This is a genomic window from Actinopolymorpha alba DSM 45243 (assembly GCF_000373925.1).
In the GTDB taxonomy this organism is placed as follows: Bacteria; Actinomycetota; Actinomycetes; order Propionibacteriales; family Actinopolymorphaceae; genus Actinopolymorpha; species Actinopolymorpha alba.
In genome coordinates this window covers 78,173-100,073 of the sequence record NZ_KB892748.1, presented here as the reverse complement: position 1 = coordinate 100,073, position 21,901 = coordinate 78,173, and the positions used below count along the sequence as shown (strand labels likewise).

Genomic DNA, 21,901 nt, shown 5'->3' with positions numbered 1-21,901 from the left:
GCTTCGTCTCACGTGGAGTCCCGGTGAACTTCTGGTCGATCTATCGACACGGCTTCGCGCGGATCGCCGCCTGCACCGGCCACGCTGCCATCGCCGACCCGCCCGCCAACGCGGAGGCCGTGCTGCGGCAAGGACGCCGATGTGCGCAGGTGGGGGTCGCCGTCGCGGTCTTCCCGGAACTCTGCCTGACCGGCTATTCGATTGAGGACCTCCTCTTGCAGGACACGCTGCTCGACGAGGTCGAAGAGGCGCTCGAGACCGTGGTGGCCGGGTCAGCGGAGCTGATGACGGTGCTCGTCGTCGGCGCCCCGCTGCGCCATCGCCACCGGGTCTACAACTGCGCCGTGATCGTGCACCGCGGCCGGATCCTCGGCGTCACGCCCAAGTCCTATGTGCCGAACTACCGGGAGCTCTACGAGCGGCGCCAGATCGCCGCCGGCGACGACGAGCGCGGCGGGACGATCCGCGTCGGCGGCGCGACCGTGCCGTTCGGCGTCGACCTGCTCTTCGCGGCGGAGGACGTCCCCGGCCTGGTGCTGCACGCGGAGATCTGCGAGGACATGTGGATGCCGGTGCCGCCGAGCGCTGAGGCGGCGCTGGCCGGAGCGACCGTCCTCGTCAACCTCTCGGGCAGCCCGATCACCGTCGGGCGGGCCGAGGACCGGCGGCTGCTGTGCCGGTCGGCGTCCGCGCGCTGCCTCGCCGCCTACGTCTACGCGGCGGCCGGGCTGGGCGAGTCGACGACCGACCTGTCCTGGGACGGCCAGACCATGATCTACGAGAACGGCGTACTGCTGGCCGAGACCGACCGGTTCCCGCTCGACGACCAGTACGCGGTGGCCGACGTGGACCTCGACCTGCTGCGGCAGGAACGCCAGCGGATGGGCACGTTCGACGACAACCGCCGCGCCCATGCCGCGCGTACCAACGGCTTCCGGCAGGTGGCGTTCCGGCTCGACCCGCCCGCGGCCGACCTCGGGCTGCTCCGCCGGGTCGAGCGGTTCCCGTTCGTGCCGGCCGACCCCGACCGCCTCGCCCAGGACTGCTACGAGGCGTACAACATCCAGGTCGCGGGTCTGCAGCAGCGGCTGGCGGCGATCGGCGACCCGAGGGTGGTCATCGGAGTGTCCGGCGGCCTCGACTCCACGCACGCCCTGATCGTCGGCGCCCAGGCGATGGACCGTGCCGGTCGACCGCGCAGCGACATCCTGGCCTTCACCCTGCCCGGCTTCGCCACCAGCGACCACACCAAGGACAACGCCCACAAGCTGATGCGCTCGCTCGGCGTCACCGCTGCCGAACTCGACATCACACCGACCGCACGGCTCATGCTTCAGGAACTCGGCCACCCGTTCTCCTCCGGCGAGCCGGTGTATGACGTCACCTTCGAGAACGTGCAGGCCGGGCTGCGCACCGACTACCTCTTCCGGCTGGCCAACCAGCGCGGGGGCATCGTGCTCGGCACCGGTGACCTGTCCGAGCTGGCGCTCGGCTGGTGCACGTACGGCGTCGGCGACCAGATGAGCCATTACAACGTCAACTCCGGCGTGCCGAAGACGCTCATCCAGCACCTGATCCGCTGGGTGATCAGCAGCGGCCAGTTCGACGACGAGACCGGCAGGACGCTGGTCGCGATCCTCGACACGGAGATCAGCCCGGAGCTCATACCTGGGGAGGACCTGCAGTCGACCGAGTCCAAGATCGGCCCGTACGCGCTGCACGACTTCACCCTCTTCCACGTGCTGCGCCACGGCTTCCGGCCCTCGAAGATCGCTTTCCTGGCCTGGCACGCCTGGCACGACCGCGACGCAGGCGCCTGGCCGCCCAACTTCCCCGGGGCCACGCGGGCGGCCTACGACCTGCCGGAGATCTGGCACTGGCTGGAGGTCTTCTGCCGTCGCTTCTTCGGGTTCGCGCAGTTCAAGCGGTCAGCCATGCCGAACGGGCCGAAGGTGTCGGCCGGCGGCTCCCTCTCGCCGCGCGGCGACTGGCGCGCGCCGTCCGACAGCACGGCGCGCGCCTGGCTGCGAGACCTCGCCCGCTGGGACCTCACCAGCCGGCCTTGCGGGCCCGCACCTCGTACGCCAGGATCGCCGCCGACGCCGCGACGTTGAGGGAGTCGGCGACCCCAAGCATCGGGATCGACACGGGCGTGGCGTTCCGCGCGCGCCAGATGCCAGAAGGTCCCTGGCCTTCCGCGCCCACCACGACCGCCGTGGGCGCGCCGTTGAACGCGTAGCTACGGTAGGTCCGCTCCGAGGCGGGATCGGCGAGGAAGACCTCGAACCCATGGCTGTCCAGCCAGACCGCTGCCTCATCGGCTGCGTCGAACTCCACGACCGGCGTGGTGAGGATCGTCCCGCGACTCGCCCCGAAGACCCGCGGATGGCTGAGCCGGACCCGCCGGTTGGTGACCAGCAGGCAGTCAGCACGGCAGGCGTCCGCGGTGCGGATCAGGGTGCCCAGGTTGCCGGCGTACTCGATCCCGTCAGCCACCAGCACCAGCGTCGACTCGTCGAACTCCGCCCCGCGAAGGTCCCAGCTCGGCAGCCGCGCTAGCGACACCAGACCGTCAGGCTTCTCGCGGGTGCTGATCCGAGCCAGGACCTTCTCGGAGATGTGGTACGCCGCGACGCCCGCGTCCACCATGCGGCGCGCGCAGTCCCGCGCCCGCTGGGTCCTGGTCGCTTCGGGACACCACAGGAACGTTTCGATGGCGGTGCCGGTTGCGAGCAGCAGCTCGTGCGCCCAGGCACCTTCGGCGACGAAGAGCCGGCGCGCCGTAGCGTTCCTCGCCACGGCGAGCACGTCGCGAACTCGGGGATGCGCGGGACCGACGCGTTGCGGCGTCATGGGAAGGCTCCGAAAGCGAGGGCAGCCGCCACGATTGGACGGCGGCAGAAGATAGGGGGGCGTACGAGCGTCGGTGCCCGTCACGCGGGACCGAGCGTCGGCGGCACCGTCGTCACGACGTGCCGCCGTCAGAAACCACCGGCCTTTACTGGCCGGGCTACCCTCGCCGCATCTCCATGGTCGGGAGCGTAGGACGCCTGCCTGGTTGACGTCACCCGAATATCACGTCACCCGCGTATCCATCCGTCACTCACCGCAGCGCCCTTCGTTCAGGTCCGCTCTGGTCCGTTCAGGTGGCCGCCAGACGCTCCCTCTCGGCCACCACATCGAAGCCGGCCGCGGGCCACTGCGGGTCGAGGTCCCGTAGGTGTTCGATGAGGAGGTTCGTAATCGCCCAGTTGCGATACCACTTGTGATCGCTGGGTACGACGTACCACGGCGCGTGTGCGGTGTTGGTTTTCTCCAGCACCGCTTGGTAGGCCTCGTGGTACGCATCCCACCGGGCCCGCTCGTCGACGTCCGCGGGACTGTACTTCCAGTGCTTGGTCGGATCGTCCAACCGCGCCAGGAGCCGCCTCTTCTGTTCCTTCTTCGAGATGTGCAAGAAGCACTTGACGATCGTCGTGCCCGCGGCAGTGAGCTGTTCCTCGAAACGGTTGATCGCGGCGTACCGGCGGGCCCAGGTGGACCGTGGCACGAGCCCGTGCACCCGCACGATCAGCACATCCTCGTAGTGCGAGCGGTCGAAGATTCCGAGGTAGCCCGGTGATGGCAGGGCCTGGCGGATCCGCCACAGGAAGTCGTGCCGTTTCTCCTCCTCCGTCGGCGCCTTGAACGACCTGATGTCTACGCCCTGCGGGTCGACCAGGCCGACCGAGTGCCGAAGCGTGCCGCCCTTGCCCGAGGTGTCCATGCCCTGCAGGACGAGGAGCAAGCTCCGCTTGCCTCCGGTGACGCCCTCGGCGAAGAGCCGCTCCTGCAGGTCGGAGAGGGTCGGTGCCAGCGACTGGAGGGATTCCCTGCCCAGGCGTTTACCACCTTTGAAACCAGGTGTCGTGTCCGTCGCCAGAGCGCCGACGTCCACTGGACCTTGTGGTAGTCGCAGGCGGTCGCCGACCCGTTTCGCCATTGCTCTCTCCGTTCCGTGGCGTGGTGCGCTCTGTCGCTTGATCCTCTCTCAGAATGTCCCGCATTGGCGCCGCACGGTCCGCCCTTGCCGATCCGCGTGTGCGTCACTGTGGCTCCGGCGACGCGCATCTGATGGGATCGGCATGTGCGTAGCCTGATCCCCCACGTCACCGTGACCGAACTCGACGACGCCGAACTCGCCGGGCTCTATCGCTATCCCGAAGGGCGCCGATGGATCCGGGCGAACTTCATCTCCACTGTCGACGGCGCGGCACAGGGACTCGACCGGCGTTCGGGCTCCATCTCCGGCGCCGCCGACCGCCGGGTGCTCGCCCTCCTTCGGGCGCTGTGCGACGTGATCCTCGTCGGCGCCACCACAGCGCGGATCGAGCAGTACGCTCCCGCGGACATCCGGCCGGCGTTCGCTCCGCTGCGCGCCCAGCTGGGGCTTCCTCCCACCCCGCCGATCGCGGTCATCACGCACTCTCTCAACATTTCAGAGAAGTTGCTGGACGATCCCCGCACGCTCGTACTCACGTCCGCCACCGCCCATGCCGAACGCCGGCACCTGCTGGCCGACCACGTGGACGTCGAGGTCGTGGGCTCTGAGCGAGTCGAGATGCCGCGCGCCATCGACGCCCTGACGGCGCGGGGCCATCGCCGGATCCTCACCGAAGGTGGCCCGTCCGTCTTCGCGGCCCTGGTGGGCGCCCACCTGGTCGACGAACTCTGCCTCACGCTCTCACCGCAGCTGGTCGCCGGCCACGGCCTGCGCGTCACGGACGGCTCGGCGCTGCCGGAGCCGATGCAGCTGCGGCTTGCCAGCCTCCTGGAAGAGGAGGGCTTCCTCTTCTACCGCTGGCTCATGGGCTGACCACCGCTGAGGGGGTGGGCCCAGGCGGGCGAAGCTCGCGTGGGCCCGGAACCACCCGGCCGAACGGATCGGAGAGGATAGAAGCATGCGTCTCCCCGTCATGCCACCAGTCGCACCGATGCTGGCGAAGCCGGTCAAGCACATCCCTCAGGGCGCCCACAGCTTCGAGCCCAAGTGGGACGGTTTCCGGTCGATCATCTTCCGCGACGGCGACGAGGTCGAGATCGGCAGCCGTAACGAGCGGCCGATGACCCGCTACTTCCCTGAGCTGGTGGTGGCCGTCAAGGCGAACCTGCCTGAGCGCTGCGTACTCGACGGGGAGATCGTGATCGAGGACGCCGAGGGCGCACGCCTTGACTTCGACGCCCTGCAGCAGCGGATCCATCCGGCGGCGAGCCGGGTCAGGTTGCTGAGCGAGCAGACCCCAGCCCGGTTCGTCGCGTTCGACCTGCTCGCCCTCGACGACACCGACTTCACCTCCCGGCCGTTCGTCGAGCGGCGCGCCGCGCTGGAGGAGGTCATGGCGAACGCCGGACCGCCCATCCACCTCACCCCCGCGACCACCGACCGGGATCTTGCTGAGCGTTGGTTCCATCAGTTCGAGGGAGCGGGCCTCGACGGCGTGATCGCCAAGCCGCTCGACGGGGTGTACGAACCCGACAAGCGGGTCATGTTCAAGGTCAAACACGAGCGCACCGCCGACTGCGTGGTGGCGGGCTACCGGCTCCACAAGAGCGGCCCCGACGCGATTGGTTCGCTGCTGCTCGGCCTCTACAACGACGCCGGCGACCTGGCCAGCGTCGGTGTGATCGGGGCGTTCCCACTCGCCCGGCGGCGGGAGCTCCTCACCGAGTTGCAGCCCCTTGTCACGACGTTCGACGACCATCCCTGGGCCTGGGCCCGGCAGGAAGCCGGCACTCGTACGCCGCGCAACTCCGAGCAGAGCCGGTGGAGCGCGGGCAAGGACCTGTCGTTCGTACCCCTCCGGCCGGAACGCGTCGTCGAGGTGCGCTATGACCACATGGAAGGCGTGCGCTTCCGGCATACCGCGCAGTTCGTCCGTTGGCGTGCGGACCGAAAGCCGGAATCCTGCACCTATGCCCAGCTCGAGGAGCCCGTACGCTTCGATCTCGCGGAGATTCTGGGGCGCTAGGACGCGGCCAGGCTTTCCAACCCCGTCCCCGCGCGGGACGATGACGGTGTGAGCGGGGAGGTGCCCCATGTATGAGGTCGTGCTCCTCATCGAGAAGCCGCTTTCTCAGATCGACGCCCACCAGATCGCCGAGCTCTACTCCGTAGCGACCGAACCCACCCACATCCACGTCCTGCTTCCGGTCGAGGACGCGTCGGCGCGGGTCGAGTCGGCGCTCGGGTCGATCGCCGCGAGTGAGGTGCTCGCCACTTCGGCGCTCAGCTTTCCCGACGTCGACCTGGCGAAGATCCAGCAGGAGATCATCGAGCGCAGCCAGGCGGCCCTGGACCAGAGCATCAACGCGCTCACCCTGAACGGCTGCGAAGCCGACGGCGAAGCCACCTCAGCCCACCCGGTCGAGGCCCTGATCACCGCCGTACGCAACCGGCAGGCCGCGGAGGTGGTCATCCTCACCCGCCCCCACCTGGTCGCGGAGTTCTTCCACGTCGACTGGACGTCGAAGGCGCGCCGCCGGCTGGGAGTTCCGTGCCTGCACCTCATCGAGCACAGGGACGTGATCCCCGACGACGCCGCCGAGATCGGAGACCAGCGCGGGAGGCTGGACGGCGACCACGGAGCAGGCTGATCGTCGCCCCTCAGGTCTTGCGGGCTCGGCTTGGTTGCACTCGCATCGGTTCCCCCGGCATCTTTGGGTAGTCGGGAGGGTACGGCAAGTCGCCCAGCCCATGGTCGCGCTCGTCGCGTTCCGACCATTCCAGCAGCGTCTCGATGGAGTACGCGTGGTCGCCCAGGTTGGCGTGCGGGTCGCCGACGCGCGCGAAGCGTTCGGGCATCGTCACGACGTCGAAGTCCTCCGGCGCGACGTCAGCTATCTCGTCCCAGGTGAGCGGTGCGGACACCGGCGCCAACGGCTTGGGCCGGATGGAGTACGCCGAGGCGATCGTGCGGTCGCGAGCCATCTGGTTGTAGTCGATGAAGACCTTGGCGCCGCGTTCCTCCTTCCACCAGGAGACGGTCACCAGGTCGGGAAGGCGGCGTTCCAGCTCGCGGCCGAGGGCGATCAGCGCGCGGCGTACCTCGACGAAGGTCCAGTGCGGCTCGATGGGGACGTAGACGTGCAGGCCGCGCCCGCCGGAGGTCTTGGGCCAGCCCTCCATGCCGAGTTCCTGCAACAGCGCGCGTAGCTCCGGAGCCACCCGTGCGGCGTGGGCGAAGTCGGTGCCGGGTTGGGGGTCAAGGTCGATCCGGATCTGGTCGGGATGGTCGGCGTCCTTGCGGCGTACCGGCCACGGGTGGAAGGTGAGGGTCCCGAGGTTGGCCGCCCAGGCGACGGCCGCGAGCTCGGTCGGGCAGACCTCGTCGGCGTGCCGGCCGCTCGGGAACGTGATCCGCGCCGTCTCCACCCACTCCGGGGCGCCCTTGGGGATGCGCTTCTGATAGAACGCGTCACCGCGGTTGTCCCCGCGAGTCGACAGCTTCGCGCCTTCGAACACCCCACCTGGCCAGCGTTCGAGCGTGGTCGGGCGTTCGTACAACGCCCTGAGGATGCCATCGCCTACCGAGAGGAAGTACCGAACCACGTCACGCTTGGTGAACCCGCGCTCCGGGAAGTACACCTTGTCGGGGTTGGAGATGCGGACGGTGCGCCCGGCCACCTCGATCTCTTCATACGGCGTCGCCATGACCGCACGCTAGCGCGTACCGCCCCCACCCACCCACGCACCCACGCCGAGCCCGACGCCCGTGGAGCGAGCACGAGGAGTCACGACGATCGCCACCGCGCCGGTCCCAGCCGCCCGCCACTTCGTCGTGCATCCGGGAAGCCGTGATCGGCACGGGGCTTTCGGTCTGGCGGCAACGGCTGCCGTGGGACGAGCTTGAGGCTGTCGGTATGGCGCGTGAGCACAAGGCGCGGACACTCGCGGTCCGGCCACGAGACGGGCTCAGTCGTCGCCCCGGTGGGCGCTCACCTGGAGCCCAGACTGCCGGCTCCTGTGGCCTGTTACGAGACGTTGAAGATCCTGACCGTGGTGCGTTCCAACTACCGCAATGAACCGGTACGCGCGTACAGCAACGGCACGCTTACCGTCATCACCGGTGAGTCCGAGCCGGCGGCGGTCTTCGCCAAGGCGCTCGGCACCCTATTTCCAATCGATCTTGAGATCGACGAATGCGTCTTCCTGACTTCCCTGATAGGAGAGACGCCGTCCTCTATTTCCAGCTTCGTGAAGTCCCCTGCATTGAGAGCACTCACAATCATCGGAGTCTGTCGCAGCAACGACCGCGACAATCCCGTCGACTGCGGAGGCAGAGAAAAGCTGGTCCTCGTCAAGCTCTGACTAGTACTCGTATTCGCAAGGGAACACCCAACAGGTAACAGCCCGAGAGGTAAGTGAGCAGGCATACTGGCGAACCATGAGCCAGCCACCATCGGGACCACCGCCGCAACAACCGCCAGCTCAGCCGAACCCGCACGAGGGCGGCCAGCAACACCGGCAGTCAGGGGCACCACCGGGCGGCCAGCCGCCGCCGGGCTGGTCACCTCCACCAACGGGGGCCTGGGGTGTGCCGCCGCCTGGCGGCCCAGCTGGGCCGCCAGGCAGCGGCAACCCTCCCGGCACGTCCGGGCCGCCCCCGGCGTGGGGACAACCAGCGGCCTGGGGCGCACCGCCACCCGGAGCATCCGCGAAACCTCCGACGCCCCCGCGCCGACCTCGGCGTCCAGGCCTGATTATCGGCGTCATCATTGCCGTCGTGGCCCTGCTGATTGTGCTTGGCGTGCTATGGGCTCACTTTTTTGGGGTTCCGTTCCAAGACGCGTCCTGAACTTCCCTAAGGTGCGACCCGGCGGCGCTGACGCCGATCCAGACTCAGCTACATCGACATAATTGAGCGGAGGCCGGTCGAACGACCGGCCTCCGCTCAATTATGTCGATGTAGCGTTAGCGCGACGTCTAGATGCCGCCGCCAATCACCGGTGGTGGAGCATCGTCGTCGGTGCCCCAGACGTCCTCGTCCTCATCGAGCCAGGTGTTGCGCTGCTGTTGCTCACCGCCGTCCTGGCCCCCCATACCGCCGCCCATCATGGGCATCATGCCGCCGCCCATGCCTGGACCACGCATAGCGCCGGCGCCTGCCGCTCCCATGCCTGCAGTGCCAGGACCGCCTGCAACGCCAGCACCCGCGGGACCAGCGCCAGTGCTTGCGCCAGTGCCAGGACCGCTCACACCCCCTGCGCCAGCGATACCGCCTGAGCCTGGACCGCCACCGCCTGGAAGGTTGCCCGCGCGGGCAGTTTCGGTGCCGGTGTCGACGTCGCCAGGGCCGCTCGGACCACCCGGACCACCCGGCCAGTCCTGGCCGTCGGGGATCCCGTCTCCGTTGTGGTCCGGGTCGTCGGGGAACGGATCCCGGTCGTCCGGAATCCCGTCGCCGTCGCGGTCCGGCAAACGCGGGAAGTCATTGGGATCGTCGGGGTACTTGTCATGAGGTCCCTGCGGGCCGTCCGGGCCGTTGGGTCCGTCAGGGCCATCCGGGCCGTCCGGGACGTTGGGTCCGTCTGGGCCGTTGGGTCCGTCCGGCCCATCAGGAAGCTTTGGCCCATCCGGCCCCTGAGGGACGGGCGGGGTTGGGCCGGGGCCGTCTGGTCCGGAAGGTACCTGCGGGCCGCCAGGTCCTCCTGGCCCGCCAGGTCCGTTGTCGTTGCCAGTCCCCCCGACCTGGGGAATCTTCTTGGGCGGGCTCGGCATGTCCTGGCCGCCCTTGCTGTAGTCCTCGTTCAGGGCGGTGGCGGTCCCTTTGCACTTTTCTTCCTGGGACTTGTTGAACTCCGAGTAGATATAGAACCGGTGCCAGTCCCAGTCATTCTTGGGAAGGAAGACATGGACGACGGAGCCGTAGTAGTACCCCCGGTCCGAGTCGTTCCCGCTGAACTCCTGCGTCTCGATTCCAGCGCTTTCGTAGTGCCGCCACATGGAGGATTCAGGAACCGGGCCACCACTCCCGCGTTTGGGCATGTCGGCATCCTCACCGTTCTTTTTGAACTGATAAGAGATTCCGAACATGCCCGGCTGGCATGGTTCGAGCTTCAGCTCGTAGTCCTTGCCCTTACGATCGTCGCCAACCCAGGGGAGGTTGGGGCTGTTACCGTATTCCAGGGCGGATTCGACGTTACCCTTGAGTCGGTAGAGGACCTGTTTGTATCCCTCCGTCAGATCCGCCGTCTCGTTACGCTCGAGAGAATCCGTGGAGTCCACTTGGGGAGGCACTTCGATCGTGGTGTCACAGGTCTTCGCCAACTGATAGGCATAGAAGATCACTTCGGTGACCTTCTCCGCGAAGGCGTCGGCGGCCTCGCCCTTCCACACCTCGAGAACCTTGTCGAGTTCCTTCTTCATCGCATCGGCGATACTCTCGGCCCCGCCGACCTGCTCCGCCGCATCCCCCCAGAGGTCACCGGCATTCGAAAATGTCGCTGGCCAGGGGAAGTGAATCCGGTCGAACTCGTCAAGATTTTTTGGCTCATACACGTTGCGGAGTGTGTTCTGTCTGAGATAGAACAAAATCGCAAGGTGTTTCTGCTGAGCCAGGTCTTCCCCGCGTTCAGTCACAGCTCAGTCTCCTCACTCCGGCTGCGGCACGTTGCCGTTTTGGTCGCCCGGCGTCCCGTTGTTCTGGTTTCCAGAGTTCTGCGAACCGGGGTTCTGGTTTCCGCTGGGTGGGGCAGTGCCTCCAACCAAAGCCTCGATCTCCTCCGACGTCGCGCGGTTGTACTCCTCGGTCGTCCGATACTTCTTCGCAACGGACCGCGTCGCTTCGCCAAGTGAACGCAAGAGACCTTCGAGTTGCTGGAAGCCGCCCGCCATCTCGTTGATCTTCCCGACGTACGCATCGGTGAATGCCTGTCCGGAAGCGAACACTCCGGGGCAGGGGAAATCGATGACGCCGCCGTGGTTCGCATTCGACTTGATGAGCTTGGACACCGGGCGCTGCGGGTCAGCAAGATCATCGGCAAGCTGGTCCATGCGCCTGGCGAAGTAGTCCAGGTCTTCCGGATCGATCTGAGCATCCCCAGCGGCCATCGCCACTCCCCGTTCTCGTCAAGGTTCGGGTGTCACCGTCAGCAAGCAAGGAGGCGAGCCAGATGCATCCAGCCGGCCTGTCCTGCGATTCTGGGCACAACGGTACGCGAACGGATCATCGGGGCGCACGTCCACCCGCCCAGCTTGTGGATAACTCGCTGTTAACCAGAACGCTTCTCACGGGACGGATGGCAATGGTAGGAACGCCCGAGCACTTTCCTACCGCACCATGGAGTCCGATCGATGGCACGTCCACGTCTCCGAAGGATGGCCACCGCGGGTGTCACAGTCACCCTCGGTGTTGCCGGCCTCACTCTAGCAACTACGTCCGCGACTGCCGCATCACCTGATCTCCTCATCAACGAGGTCTACGGTGGCGGCGGGAACTCGGGTGCCCCCTTCACCAACGACTTCGTCGAGCTCGCCAACCGCGGCACCGCGCCGGTCAGCCTCGACGGGCTCTCACTGCAGTACGGCGCCGCGACCGGCAATCTCGGCGGTGGCACTACGCCGGGTTCTGGAAACCTCAAGGTCAACCTGCAGGGCAGCGTCGCGCCCGGTGCGACGTTCCTGATCCAGCTCGCCGCCGGGTCGGGCACGGGCCAGCCGCTGCCGACACCTGACCTCAGCAGCAGCGCCATCAACATGTCCGGCACCGCCGGCAAGGTCGCCCTGGTCAGGTCGACGACCGTGTTGACGTGCGGCCTCACCTGCGCGAACGACCCCGCCGTCATCGACTTCGTGGGGTACGGCGCGGCGAACGACTTCGAGGGCCAGCCCGCACCGGCCACCACCAACGCCACCTCCGCCGCCCGCGACGACAGCCCCGACACCGACAACAATGCCGCCGACTTCACCGCTGGTGCTCCGACGCCGACTTCCTCCAACGGTGACGGCGGTGGCGGTGACCCAGCGCCGCAGCCGGAGGACGCGACCATCCCCGCCATCCAGGGCCAGGGCCACCTCTCGCCGTACGCCGGCAAGCTGGTCGCGACGACAGGGGTCGTGACGGCCAAGAAGTTCGACGGGTACTGGATCCAGGACCCCGAGGGTGACGGCAACGACGCGACCTCCGACGGTGTCTACGTGTTCACCGGTGCCGCGGGCGGTAAGCCCGAGGTTGGTCAGGCGGTCAAGGTGACGGGGACCGTCAACGAATACCGCCCCAGCAGCAAGACGGGCCCGAACCTCAGCGGCACCGAAATCGAGAACTCCACCTTCGCGGTGCTCGACCAGGGGCTTCCGATGCCCAAGCCGGTCGTCATCGGGCCGGGCGGCCGGGTCGCGCCGGCCCAGAACGCCGACAGCTCCACCACCCGGATCGACGTGGAGGCCGCGGGAGAGTTCCGCCCTGACAGGGATGCGGTCGACTTCTACGAAAGCCTTGAGGGCATGCTCGTCGAGGTCAAGGACGCCGAGGTCGTCGGGCCGAGCAACCAGTACGGCGAGATGGCGGTCGTGCCCGGCGGCACCAAGGGGCTCCCCCGTACGCGGGCGAACGGTGTGCGCTACGGCTCCTACACGACGCCCAACACCCAGCGGATCACCGTCGACGACGAGGTCATCTACCAGAAGATGCCGACCGCGAACGTCGGCGACAGCCTGGTGGGTTCGGTGAGCGGGCCACTCTCCTACAACTTCGGCATGTTCCGCATGTTCCCCACCGCCGTACCCACTGTCCGTTCGGGCGGCCTGCGGAAGGAAATCACGACAGCACCGCGCCCCAACGAGCTGGCTGTCGCGACGTTCAACGTCGAGAACCTCGACCCGACCGATCCTCAGGAGAAGTTCGACCAGCTGGCCGGCACGATCGTCCGCAACCTCGCGGCGCCGGACGTGCTCGCGCTGGAGGAGGTGCAGGACAACACCGGTGCCGAGTGCCCCAACGGGCCGTCGTCGACCTGCACTGCCGACGGGGTGGTCGACGCCGACAAGACCCTCGCCAAGCTCGTCGCGGCGATCCGTGCGGCCGGCGGACCGGCGTACCAATGGCGACAGATCTCCCCGGAGAACCTCACCGACGGCGGCGAGCCGACCGGGAACATCCGCGTCGCGTTCCTCTTCCGGACCGACCGGGGTGTGGCCTTCGTCGACCGGCCTGGTGGTGACGCAACCACGCCGACTGACCTGCAGAAGGGCAAGGCTGGTCGGGCCGCGCTCACGCTCTCACCCGGGCGGATCGCTCCACTGGACTCAGCGTGGCGGAGTTCGCGTAAGCCGCTGGCAGGCGAGTTCACCTATCACGGCAAGACGTTCTTCGTGATCGCGAACCACTTCAATTCCAAGGGCGGCGACGAACCCATCATGGGTCGCTGGCAGCCGCCGGTGCGCTCGTCCGAAACCCAGCGGGCCGCGCAGGCCAAGCTCGTGCACGACTTCGTGGCCAAGATCCTCGCCGTACAGAAGGACGCCAACGTCGTGGTCGCTGGAGACATCAACGACTTCGAGTTCTCGCGGACCACGTTGACCCTCGAGGACAGCAAGGTCCTTACCAGCCTGCCGACGCTCCTGCCGGAGAACGAGCGGTACTCCTACGTCTTTGACGGCAACTCCCAGGTGCTCGACCAGATCCTCGTGAGCCCCGGTCTGCTGGGCTCGGGCTTGCAGTCGCCAGGAAGCAAGGTGCGTGGGTACGACATCGTGCACGTGAACGCGGAGTTCGCCGACCAGGTGAGCGACCACGATCCGCAGGTCGTCCGGCTGGCGCCGTGATCTGTCGCTGATCCCGCGGAGTCCGTCGCCGGGCTGCCGCCCCGTCGCTCGTACGGTGGCGGCAGCCCGGTGCCGGAGAAGCAGCTGACGCCGGAGCTGAAGAAGGTCCGCGGCAAGGAGGGCATTCTCTTCAGGCTGGCGGAGGCCGCGGTCGGCCCGGCTCGGCACCTCGCTGACGCGTCCGATCCGCTGGGAGTTGATCGCGCAGCAGTACGATCGGATGGTCAACAACAGCGATGAGTCTCGCGGTGCTCCCAGGTCTATACGTCAGATCGTTCCATCGCACTCGAATCGGGAGGCATCTTGAGGCTTCTTCTCACGTCCGCTGGCGTCAAGAACGCCAGCATCCACAACGCGCTGGTCGATCTCCTGGGCAAGCCGATCGCCGACTCGAGCGCCCTGTGCATCCCCACCGCGCAGTACGGGCACCCTATGGTCGGCCCCGGCGTTGGGGCCTGGCGGTTCATCAGTGGAAATTCCGACCTTCCCATGGTCGACCTGGGCTGGAAGTCGGTCGGCGTGCTGGAGCTCACCGCGCTGCCCAGCATCGATGAAGAGCGCTGGGTGCCCCTGGTCCGGGAGACCGACGTCCTGCTGGTGGCGGGCGGCGATGCCCTGTACCTGTGCCACTGGATGCGGCAGTCCGGGCTGGCGGACCTGCTTCCGTCGCTGAGCGAGACGGTCTGGGTGGGACTGAGCGCCGGGAGCATGGTGATGACCCCCAGGATCGGGGAGGACTTCGTCCAGTGGAAACAGCCGACCGGTGACGACAGCACGCTGGGCATCGTTGACTTCTCGATCTGTCCACACCTGGCTCAGGAGGGCATGCCGGGCAACTCCATGGCCGAGGCGGAACAATGGGCGGCCGGCATCCCAGGTCCGGCGTACGCGATCGACGACGACACCGCCATCAAGGTGACCGACGGCACCGTCGAAGTCGTCTCCGAGGGGCACTGGAAGCACTTTCCCTCCTAGCCGCCGACGCCAACCGCGAGTGAGCAAGGCGCCCGCCCTCCCGCGCCACGCAAGAACAACTGTTCCGTTGATCTTGGTGAGTGGCTGGCTGACCGTGAGTGCCCGATGAGGCCGCCCGGGCGGATCGCCGGCGCCGGACCCCAACGGGCAATTCCGGAAGTACCGGTGCGCGAACCCTTGCGGTCAGCGCACTGGCGGCCGCCGATGCCCAGCTGCTCGGGCGACAGCGGCGCGTTCATGGCTGTGCGACACGTTTCCCAGGATTCCGGCCAGCAGTCTCGTGCGCCTTGCCCGCCGGAGCCGCGGTCCGGTCGAGTCGAACGACGACGAAACCCGGCGAGGATGAACGAGCCCATGAAACTGACGACCACCACGCAGGCGAGTAGACGGCGATTCGGCCGCGGGTGTCGAGAACGTGGCGGCGTCTCCGTCCCAGGGACATGGCGGCCACGAGCGGCCGCGCGACAGTAGAGGACGACAAGTCATGGACCCCAAGCAGATCGCACAGGAGCTGGCCGACGCCCACGAGCTGTTGAGCCAGGCGTCAATGGCGCGGCTGGCATACAACGGACTCGACGGGCGGCCACGCGCCATCCCGATCGGGATCTTCTGGACCGGCGACGAGATCGTCATGTCCACCGCGGCCACGGCGCCCAAGGTAAGAGCGCTGGCCGCCCGCCCCGAGGTTGCCCTGAGCATCGACGCCGGCGACAGCCCCGGCTCGGCCAAGTCACTGTCGGTGCGCGGCGTCGTGCACCTCACCATCGTCGACGGGGTGGTTCCGGAGTACCTCGCGGCCGCGCGCAAGAACTTCGACGCCGAGTACGCGGCCGAGTTCGAGCGGAACTGCCGGGCTATGTACGACCAGATGGCGCGTATCGCGGTCGAGCCGCAGTGGGCACGGTTCTACGACTTCGGTGCCGGCCGAATGCCGCAGTTCCTCGCCGAACTCGCCAGGAAGTCGAGCTGACCGCGTCGCCACGGAGACTTCGAGCGCGTGACCGTGAGGTTGTCGATCAGCTCACGGGCTCCGGTTGTGTTGAGGATGACCTCCGGGGCTCGGGGCTGGAAGCCGTCGAGGTCGAGGATGTCGCGGGCGGCAGCCGGGTCACGGAGCCGCTCGCGGACGTCCTCGATGCGATCAGCGGCTCCACGGTTCCAGGGATTGACGGCCCGTCACCAGACGAGTCCGCGGAGGTCGTTCAGGGCCTGCGGCCGTGAAAAGTGCGGCGCAGGTCGTTCACCCAGGCGTCGGGGTTCTCCCAGGGGATGAAGTGGCCGCCGTGGTCGTGGGCGTTGACGTTGACGTGGTTGAACCAGTCGCCCTGCGGGCCGGCCTTGAACGCCTGGACGCGCTCGGTGGCGGTGTGGATGCCGGGCGGGTTCTCGTACGTGACGAAGGTGAGGCCGACCGGGGCCTGCACGACCGGGGTGCGGTCGTGGGCGGGGACCCAGGGGTAGCGGTTGGCGTTGGCGTAGTAGCGCATCGACGTGGCGATGGAGTTGTTCACCCAGTAGATCGTGGCGTGGGTGAGCAGGTCGTCCTTGGTGAAGACGGACTCGACGTCGCCGCCGTTGTCGCTCCAGGCGTTCCAGCGCTCCAGCAGCCAGGCGAGCAGCCCGGCGGGTGAGTCGCTCAGCCCGTGGGCCAGGGTGGCGCCGTCGAGCATGTGCACGGCGAGGTGGCACGCGAAGCGGTGGTCCAGCTCGATGATGCGGGCGCGGATATCGGCGGGCTGGTCGTCGGTGAGGGGCCGATTCCGGGCGAAGTCCCAGGCGCGGGGGCCGGTGAAGAAGTCGAGCGGCAACCCGGAGCCGATGTGGATGCCGTACAGCTCGTCGGCGTACTTGTGGCCGAGCTGGGTGGAGACGATCCCGCCGATGTCGCAGCCCCCGGCGGCATACTTCTCGTACCCCAGGGTCTGGGTCATCAGGGTGTGCCAGAGGTCGGAGACCTTCCAGAAGTTGACGTCCGGAAAGCCGGTGAGCGGGCCGGGGAAACCGAAGCCGGGCAGAGACGGCACGATGACATCGAACGCGTCGGCGGGGTCACCACCGAACGCGGCCGGGTCGGCGAGCGGGTCGATCACCTTCGACCAGTGCCAGAACGTCCACGGCCAGCCGTGGGTGAGGATCAACGGGATCGGACGGGGGCCGCGACCGGGCTTGCGCATGAAGTGCACCGGGACACCGGCAACGCTCACCTGGTAGTGCTCGTAGACGTTGATGGCAGCCTCGGCGTCGCGCCAGTCGTAGCCGTCCCCCCAGTAGGCGACCAGCTCACGCAGATAGCTGTCAGGGACGCCGTAGGACCAGTCCCCATTGCCCTCATCCAACGGCGGACGGGTCAATGTGAGACGGGCACGCAGGTCATCGAGAACCTCGCCGGACACATGGATCGGAGTGGGCTCCAAGGGGAAGCCGTGCGAGATGGACATGGCGTGGTTCCTTGTCGGGTAAGCGGAAGCGGCGTCGTCGGCCTGTTGGCTGGTTCGGCGGCGAGCCGGACCATTTCAAGGAGCGCGGGCAGCCAGGCGACCGATGCGCTCCCTTCGCCGCGACTCGACCACCTTGGCACCCGGCGCGGACACTCAACGGCTCTGACGATGGGACGTTTCCACCTCCGCCCCGGGCACGCCCCGCGCCACAGAGCCAGGGGACCCCGGGGCCTACTTTGCGCTACCTCCTAAGGTCGAGGGTATGCCCGAGAAAGTTCAGAAGACCGACGCCGAGTGGCGTGCGACGCTCTCGCCGGACGAATACCACATACTTCGCGAGGCCGGCACCGAACGCCCGTGGTCCGGGGAGTACGTCGAGACCAAGACCGTCGGCGTCTACCGCTGCCGGGCCTGCGGCGCCGAGCTCTTCCGCAGCGACACGAAGTTCGACAGCCACTGTGGCTGGCCGTCGTTCTGGTCGCCGCTTGCCGAGGATCGCGTACGCCTGTTGGAGGACCGCTCACTCGGCACGACACGGGTCGAGGTGCGGTGCGCGGCCTGTGACTCCCACCTGGGGCACGTCTTCGAAGGCGAGGGTTACGGCACGCCGACGGACCTTCGCTACTGCATCAACTCGATCTCGCTGACCCTTGAACCCGACGAGGCCCAGCCGGGGCGTTGAGCCGTCCGTGGTCCGTCGACGTGCGCGACCTCCTAGGAGGAACGCTCGCTCGGCAGCACTCCCTGCAGCGCCTCGGCGGCCGTGAGGAGCTCCGCCTGGAGCGGCTCCACCGCGCGGACGTCGTCGGGTAGCTCCCCCGTGAACACCGGGCGGATCTCGAACGCCAGGTCGAGGATCTGCTCCCGGGTGAACCCGCCCGAACGCAGGCGGTACGACTCCCCCGAGAGCCGGCGGTACTCCGCCATCCGTTCCCGCCAGGCCGGGTTGGACATCCGCTGCTCGTTGCTCTTCATCAGCTCGACCAGCCGGTCGAGGACGCGTTCCAACTCAAGCAGCTGGGCCCTGCGCTGCTCGATGTCCAGCGACACCGGCGCCGCGGGGGCCAGGTCGTCCTTGCCGCCAAAGACCTTCCGCAGCCAACTCACGCGGGAACTCCCTTCCTCCACGAGGCGGCCGGGCCGCCAGCCGGTCAGGGCAAACTAACGCCACGCCCGGTCAGGGCAGCAGCGCCACGATGTCGGCGATCGGCTTGCGGCGCCCGGTGAAGAACGGCGTCTCCTCCCGGGTGTGCAGGCGCGCCTTCGCCCCGCGCAGGTGCCGCATGAGATCGGTGATGCGGTGAAGCTCGTCCGCCTCGAAGGCCAGCATCCATTCGTAGTCGCCGAGCGCGAACGACGCCACGGTGTTGGCCCGCACGTCAGGGTATTCGCGCGCCATCATGCCGTGCTCGGCGAGCATCGCGCGGCGTTCCTCGTCCGGCAGGAGATACCACTCGAACGACCGGACAAAGGGATAAACGCAGACGTACCTACGCGGCTCCTCCTCCGCGAGGAAGGCCGGAATGTGGCTCTTGTTGAACTCCGCCGGCCGGTGCAGAGCCAGCTGGGACCACACCGGGTCGAGACGGCGACCGAACGCCGTACGCCGGAAGCGGTTGTACGCCTCCTGCAGGTCGTCGGAGTCGGGCGCGTGCCACCAGATCAGCAGGTCGGCGTCGGCGCGAAGCCCTGAGACGTCGTAGGTGCCACGGATCACGACGTCCTTCTGCTCCAGCTGGCCGAACAGCTCCGCCACCTCGTCGGCGAGCGGTGCCCGGTCGCGATCGCCCAGCGGCTCGCGCAGGCGAAACACCGACCACATGGTGTAGCGGATCACCTGGTTGAGGTCGCGCGCCTTGGGGCGGGTGCTGGGTCCGGAGGTGTGCGGGTTCGGATCCGTCATGTGGTCATTCTCTCCGGGTCGGACCACGGCGCGAGCACCTGGGTGGCGGCCAGGCGTGCGCTCGCGATGCACGCGGGTATGCCGACCCCGTCGTAGGCCGCGCCGGCGAGGGCAAGGCCCGGGTGGCCGGCGATGCCGGTCCGGATCCGGGCCACCCGCGCCCGGTGCCCGACGGCGTACTGCGGGAGAGCTCCACCCCAGCGGGCGACGTGGCTGTCCAGCGGCGGGCCCTCGATTCCGGTCACGGCGTGCAGGTCCGCGACCGCTCCGGCGACGAGGTCTCGATCGTCGCGCTGGAGGTCGGCTTCCTCGCCGTGCCGCCCGACCGAGCAGCGCGCGATCAGCGTCCCCGGCGCGCGTTCGGCGAGCCAGCCCCACTTCTGTGACGAGAACGTCGCGGCCTTGATCAACCGCCCCTCGACCGGGGGTACGAGGAAGCCCGAGCCGGGCAGCGAGTCGGGCACCGCCGTCGCGGGGTACGCGAGCGCGATCGTCGCCATGCTGGCGTACTCGATGCCCGCCAGGTCCGCGGCCACCGCCGGCGCGACGTCGGCGAGCAGGCGGCTGGCCGGCCGGGCGGGACAGGCGATCACTACGGCGTCCGCCTCGACGAGCTCGGGTGCCCGGGTCGGCCCGACGACGAGCTGCCAGCCGGTCGGCGTACGCCGGAGTTCGCGCACGGTCGCGTCCGTCCGCACCCGCGCTCCGGAGGCGCGGGCGACCGCGGGGACCAAACCGCCGACACCCCGGTCGAGTCCGGCGAAGACGGGAGCATCGGAGGTGGGCGCGGCGGCCTTCGCCTGCTGGGCGGCGTGGACCATCGACGGGTCGTCGCGGAGGTACGGCGCGAGCTGCGGAACTGTCGCCTGCAACGAGAGTTCGTTCGCGTGGCCGGCGTAGACACCGCCGAGCAGCGGCTCGATCACCCGGTCGACGATCTCCGGGCCAAGGCGCTCGGCGGCGTACTTCCCGATCGCGACGTCGTCCTCGACGACCGCGCCGGGGACCTCGGGCTCGCGGGCCACCCGGGCCAGCCCGTCCGCCGACAGCACCCCGCACTCCGCCAGCGCGTCGAGGTCGGCGGGCACACCCAGCACCGTGCCGGCGGGAACGGGACGGAGCGCACCCCGGGTCCAGAGGCCGGCCGAGGTCGTCGCGGCGTACCGGAGGTCGTCGGCAAGCCCCACCGCGCGAGCCAGCTCGACCGCTTCGGGCCGCCGGTTGAGCATCGCTTCGGCGCCGGTGTCGACGGGTACGCCGGCGAGCTCGACCGTCGCCAGCTTGCCGCCAAGCCGCGGCGAGCCCTCCAGGATGGTGACCTCGACCTGCGATCCGCCCACCTGGCGCAGGAACCACGCGGCGGCAACACCCGCGATTCCCCCACCGATGACCACGATCTGGCGCATGGGTCCACCTTCGCAGAGGCCCTCAGTGGCCGGGACTCGGGGCACGGAAACGATCTCAGGCAACCTCGCACGGACCGTGCGGCGTCCACATCGCACGAACGACGCTTCACGATCAGCGTTCCACGAACGCCGCCGCAGGATTTCGCACCGCGTACGAACGTCCGGGTTCCACGTCCCCCAAGGGTGCCGCCATGACCGAAGCAGCACGCCCACCCCGCCTCCGGGCACCGCTCGCCGCGGCGGTGGTCGCCGTCGCCGCCGTCCTGGCCGGTTGTTCGGGTCCGGGCACCGACTCGACCAGCTCAGAGTCTGGCGGGGGCGCCGTCCAGCCGGCGCCGCCCGCTAGTGCGTTGCAGGAGAAGGCCGATTCCTCGCCACAGAAGGCCGACACGTCCACGGAGTCCGCCCGCGGTGACGCCGACGCCGGCAAGAGCGGCGAACGGACGTCCTCGAACGGTACGACCCTCGCCCGCGCCAAGGTCACGACGCGCTCCATCGTCCGCACCGCCGACCTCCTGATCCGCACGAAGAACGTCCGGACCGCTACCGATCGTGCCGCCAGCCTGGTGGCGGGCGTCGACGGCTATGTCGCCAATCAGCAGAGCGCCACGGATCCAGACACAGAAAGGACCGAAACCACCAGCGTCAACCTGGTCTTGCGGGTGCCCGTCGAGGAGTTCGACCGGATCACCCGCCAACTCCAGCAGCTCGGCACCGTCCTCTCCGACAAGAAGGAAGCCACTGACGTCACCGAGGAAGTCGTCGACGTCGAGAGCCGGATCACCAGCCAGAAGAAGAGCATCGAACGTCTCCGGGCGTTGCTGGCCGAGGCCAACACCGTGGGCGAAGTGATGCAGGTCGAATCCGAGCTCGCCACCCGTGAGGCGGACCTCGAAGCCCTGCAGAGCAGGTACGCCGCCCTGAGTTCGCAGGCCGCGCTGTCGACAATCCGGGTCACCTTCCAGAGCCCTCCCCGTGCCGCCGAACCCTTGGACGACGAGCAGACGGACAGTGGGTTCCTCGCCGGCCTGCGATCGGGCTGGAACGCGTTCGTGACCGTCGTGCAGTTCCTGCTGACGGCCCTGGGCGCGCTGCTGCCGTTCCTGCTCGTTCTCGCGCTCATCCTCGGCGTGCCGGGTTGGCGTTACTTCCGGGCCCGCGCCCGCAGGGGTACGCCAGCGGTTGAGACGCCACCGGGCAGCTAGCGAGGCAGAGGTCGCGCGACCTGTTAGCCCACATCTGTGGGCGCGGCGCCGGCCCAAATGACCACGTAAACGTGGCGGGAACCCGCCTCGCATGGCATCGACACCCCGCAAGGCATGCACTAGCCACGTTTACGTGATCATTTGGGGCCCCGCCAGGACGCACGGGTACGGGC

General features: G+C 68.3%; 19 protein-coding genes. 10 read left to right on the top strand and 9 right to left on the bottom strand.

All coding sequences use genetic code 11. The annotated features are described in order from the left end of the window. Positions 1-23: 23 nt before the first annotated feature. Positions 24-2,114 carry an NAD(+) synthase gene (locus tag B141_RS40530; RefSeq protein ID WP_051114069.1) on the top strand — a complete coding sequence of 697 codons (2,091 nt, stop codon included), beginning with the start codon at positions 24-26 and terminating at the stop codon, positions 2,112-2,114. Here B141_RS40530 and B141_RS0113805 read toward each other — a convergent pair. Further along, positions 2,050-2,853: a TrmH family RNA methyltransferase gene (locus B141_RS0113805; RefSeq protein ID WP_020575766.1), complete on the bottom strand. Its 804-nt coding sequence runs from the start codon at positions 2,851-2,853 to the stop codon at positions 2,050-2,052. The two genes, B141_RS40530 and B141_RS0113805, sit on opposite strands and share 65 nt — an antisense overlap. A 289-nt stretch (positions 2,854-3,142) precedes the next feature. After that, a complete protein-coding gene (locus B141_RS0113800; RefSeq protein WP_020575765.1) occupies positions 3,143-3,982 on the bottom strand; it encodes a polyphosphate kinase 2 family protein in 840 nt (279 codons plus the stop codon). A 144-nt stretch (positions 3,983-4,126) separates the two neighbouring features. Here B141_RS0113800 and B141_RS0113795 point away from each other — a divergent pair, with 144 nt between their 5' ends. The 3 genes from B141_RS0113795 (at position 4,127) to B141_RS45590 (ending at position 6,633) form a co-directional block, all read left to right on the top strand. Beyond that, positions 4,127-4,855: a pyrimidine reductase family protein gene (locus B141_RS0113795; protein WP_020575764.1), complete on the top strand. Its 729-nt coding sequence runs from the start codon at positions 4,127-4,129 to the stop codon at positions 4,853-4,855. Between the two features lie 85 nt (positions 4,856-4,940). Further along, the gene (locus tag B141_RS0113790; protein ID WP_020575763.1) at positions 4,941-6,008 is read left to right on the top strand and encodes an ATP-dependent DNA ligase; all 1,068 of its coding nucleotides are present in this window, start codon (positions 4,941-4,943) and stop codon (positions 6,006-6,008) included. Between the two features lie 67 nt (positions 6,009-6,075). Then, positions 6,076-6,633 (top strand): hypothetical protein, encoded by a 558-nt coding sequence (locus B141_RS45590; RefSeq protein ID WP_020575762.1) that lies wholly within the window; start codon positions 6,076-6,078, stop codon positions 6,631-6,633. Positions 6,634-6,643: 10 nt separating this feature from the next. On the opposite strand, the gene ligD is transcribed toward B141_RS45590, so the two are convergent. Then, positions 6,644-7,690 carry a non-homologous end-joining DNA ligase gene (ligD, locus tag B141_RS0113780; protein ID WP_020575761.1) on the bottom strand — a complete coding sequence of 349 codons (1,047 nt, stop codon included), beginning with the start codon at positions 7,688-7,690 and terminating at the stop codon, positions 6,644-6,646. 348 nt (positions 7,691-8,038) lie between these two features. Here ligD and B141_RS0113775 point away from each other — a divergent pair, with 348 nt between their 5' ends. Then, positions 8,039-8,347, top strand: coding sequence for a hypothetical protein (locus B141_RS0113775; RefSeq protein ID WP_157181000.1), 309 nt, complete (start codon positions 8,039-8,041; stop codon positions 8,345-8,347). Between the two features lie 615 nt (positions 8,348-8,962). On the opposite strand, the gene B141_RS49240 is transcribed toward B141_RS0113775, so the two are convergent. Beyond that, positions 8,963-10,618: a WXG100 family type VII secretion target gene (locus B141_RS49240; protein WP_020575759.1), complete on the bottom strand. Its 1,656-nt coding sequence runs from the start codon at positions 10,616-10,618 to the stop codon at positions 8,963-8,965. Between the two features lie 12 nt (positions 10,619-10,630). After that, positions 10,631-11,089 carry a WXG100 family type VII secretion target gene (locus B141_RS0113765; protein WP_157180999.1) on the bottom strand — a complete coding sequence of 153 codons (459 nt, stop codon included), beginning with the start codon at positions 11,087-11,089 and terminating at the stop codon, positions 10,631-10,633. A 243-nt stretch (positions 11,090-11,332) separates the two neighbouring features. Here B141_RS0113765 and B141_RS0113760 point away from each other — a divergent pair, with 243 nt between their 5' ends. From B141_RS0113760 to B141_RS0113745, 3 genes are all read left to right on the top strand, one after another. Then, a complete protein-coding gene (locus B141_RS0113760; RefSeq protein ID WP_202805766.1) occupies positions 11,333-13,801 on the top strand; it encodes a lamin tail domain-containing protein in 2,469 nt (822 codons plus the stop codon). A 303-nt stretch (positions 13,802-14,104) separates the two neighbouring features. Further along, positions 14,105-14,776: a Type 1 glutamine amidotransferase-like domain-containing protein gene (locus B141_RS0113750; RefSeq protein ID WP_020575755.1), complete on the top strand. Its 672-nt coding sequence runs from the start codon at positions 14,105-14,107 to the stop codon at positions 14,774-14,776. Between the two features lie 484 nt (positions 14,777-15,260). Beyond that, positions 15,261-15,746, top strand: a complete 486-nt coding sequence (locus B141_RS0113745) for a pyridoxamine 5'-phosphate oxidase family protein (RefSeq protein ID WP_020575754.1) — start codon at positions 15,261-15,263, stop codon at positions 15,744-15,746. Between the two features lie 232 nt (positions 15,747-15,978). Here B141_RS0113745 and B141_RS0113740 read toward each other — a convergent pair whose 3' ends face one another. Then, complete coding sequence (locus B141_RS0113740) at positions 15,979-17,214, bottom strand: epoxide hydrolase family protein (protein WP_020575753.1); 1,236 nt, start codon at positions 17,212-17,214, stop codon at positions 15,979-15,981. Positions 17,215-17,476: 262 nt separating this feature from the next. Between B141_RS0113740 and msrB the strand changes: the two genes are divergently transcribed. Further along, on the top strand, positions 17,477-17,896 hold the full coding sequence (gene msrB / locus B141_RS0113735) for a peptide-methionine (R)-S-oxide reductase MsrB (RefSeq protein WP_020575752.1): 420 nt from the start codon (positions 17,477-17,479) through the stop codon (positions 17,894-17,896). Positions 17,897-17,928: 32 nt separating this feature from the next. On the opposite strand, the gene B141_RS0113730 is transcribed toward msrB, so the two are convergent. From B141_RS0113730 to hemG, 3 genes are all read right to left on the bottom strand, one after another. Further along, on the bottom strand, positions 17,929-18,321 hold the full coding sequence (locus B141_RS0113730; RefSeq protein ID WP_020575751.1) for a hypothetical protein: 393 nt from the start codon (positions 18,319-18,321) through the stop codon (positions 17,929-17,931). A 70-nt stretch (positions 18,322-18,391) separates the two neighbouring features. Next, positions 18,392-19,117, bottom strand: coding sequence for a hydrogen peroxide-dependent heme synthase (gene hemQ, locus B141_RS0113725; RefSeq protein WP_020575750.1), 726 nt, complete (start codon positions 19,115-19,117; stop codon positions 18,392-18,394). Next, complete coding sequence (gene hemG / locus B141_RS0113720; protein ID WP_020575749.1) at positions 19,114-20,523, bottom strand: protoporphyrinogen oxidase; 1,410 nt, start codon at positions 20,521-20,523, stop codon at positions 19,114-19,116. Before hemG ends, hemQ begins: the two co-directional genes overlap by 4 nt. A 191-nt stretch (positions 20,524-20,714) precedes the next feature. Here hemG and B141_RS40510 point away from each other — a divergent pair, with 191 nt between their 5' ends. Further along, complete coding sequence (locus tag B141_RS40510; protein WP_020575748.1) at positions 20,715-21,728, top strand: DUF4349 domain-containing protein; 1,014 nt, start codon at positions 20,715-20,717, stop codon at positions 21,726-21,728. Positions 21,729-21,901 lie beyond the last annotated feature (173 nt).

Excerpts from the sequence above, each read along its gene's own strand:
- B141_RS0113805 (WP_020575766.1), bottom strand. The coding sequence starts at position 2,853 with ATGACGCCGCAACGCGTCGGTCCCGCGCATCCCCGAGTTCGCGACGTG.
- B141_RS0113760 (WP_202805766.1), top strand. The coding sequence starts at position 11,333 with ATGGCACGTCCACGTCTCCGAAGGATGGCCACCGCGGGTGTCACAGTC.
- hemG (WP_020575749.1), bottom strand. The coding sequence starts at position 20,523 with ATGCGCCAGATCGTGGTCATCGGTGGGGGAATCGCGGGTGTTGCCGCC.
- B141_RS0113765 (WP_157180999.1), bottom strand. The coding sequence starts at position 11,089 with ATGGCCGCTGGGGATGCTCAGATCGATCCGGAAGACCTGGACTACTTC.
- B141_RS0113745 (WP_020575754.1), top strand. The coding sequence starts at position 15,261 with ATGGACCCCAAGCAGATCGCACAGGAGCTGGCCGACGCCCACGAGCTG.
- B141_RS0113790 (WP_020575763.1), top strand. The coding sequence starts at position 4,941 with ATGCGTCTCCCCGTCATGCCACCAGTCGCACCGATGCTGGCGAAGCCG.
- ligD (WP_020575761.1), bottom strand. The coding sequence starts at position 7,690 with ATGGCGACGCCGTATGAAGAGATCGAGGTGGCCGGGCGCACCGTCCGC.
- msrB (WP_020575752.1), top strand. The coding sequence starts at position 17,477 with ATGCCCGAGAAAGTTCAGAAGACCGACGCCGAGTGGCGTGCGACGCTC.
- B141_RS40510 (WP_020575748.1), top strand. The coding sequence starts at position 20,715 with ATGACCGAAGCAGCACGCCCACCCCGCCTCCGGGCACCGCTCGCCGCG.
- B141_RS0113800 (WP_020575765.1), bottom strand. The coding sequence starts at position 3,982 with ATGGCGAAACGGGTCGGCGACCGCCTGCGACTACCACAAGGTCCAGTG.
- hemQ (WP_020575750.1), bottom strand. The coding sequence starts at position 19,117 with ATGACGGATCCGAACCCGCACACCTCCGGACCCAGCACCCGCCCCAAG.
- B141_RS0113740 (WP_020575753.1), bottom strand. The coding sequence starts at position 17,214 with ATGTCCATCTCGCACGGCTTCCCCTTGGAGCCCACTCCGATCCATGTG.
- B141_RS45590 (WP_020575762.1), top strand. The coding sequence starts at position 6,076 with ATGTATGAGGTCGTGCTCCTCATCGAGAAGCCGCTTTCTCAGATCGAC.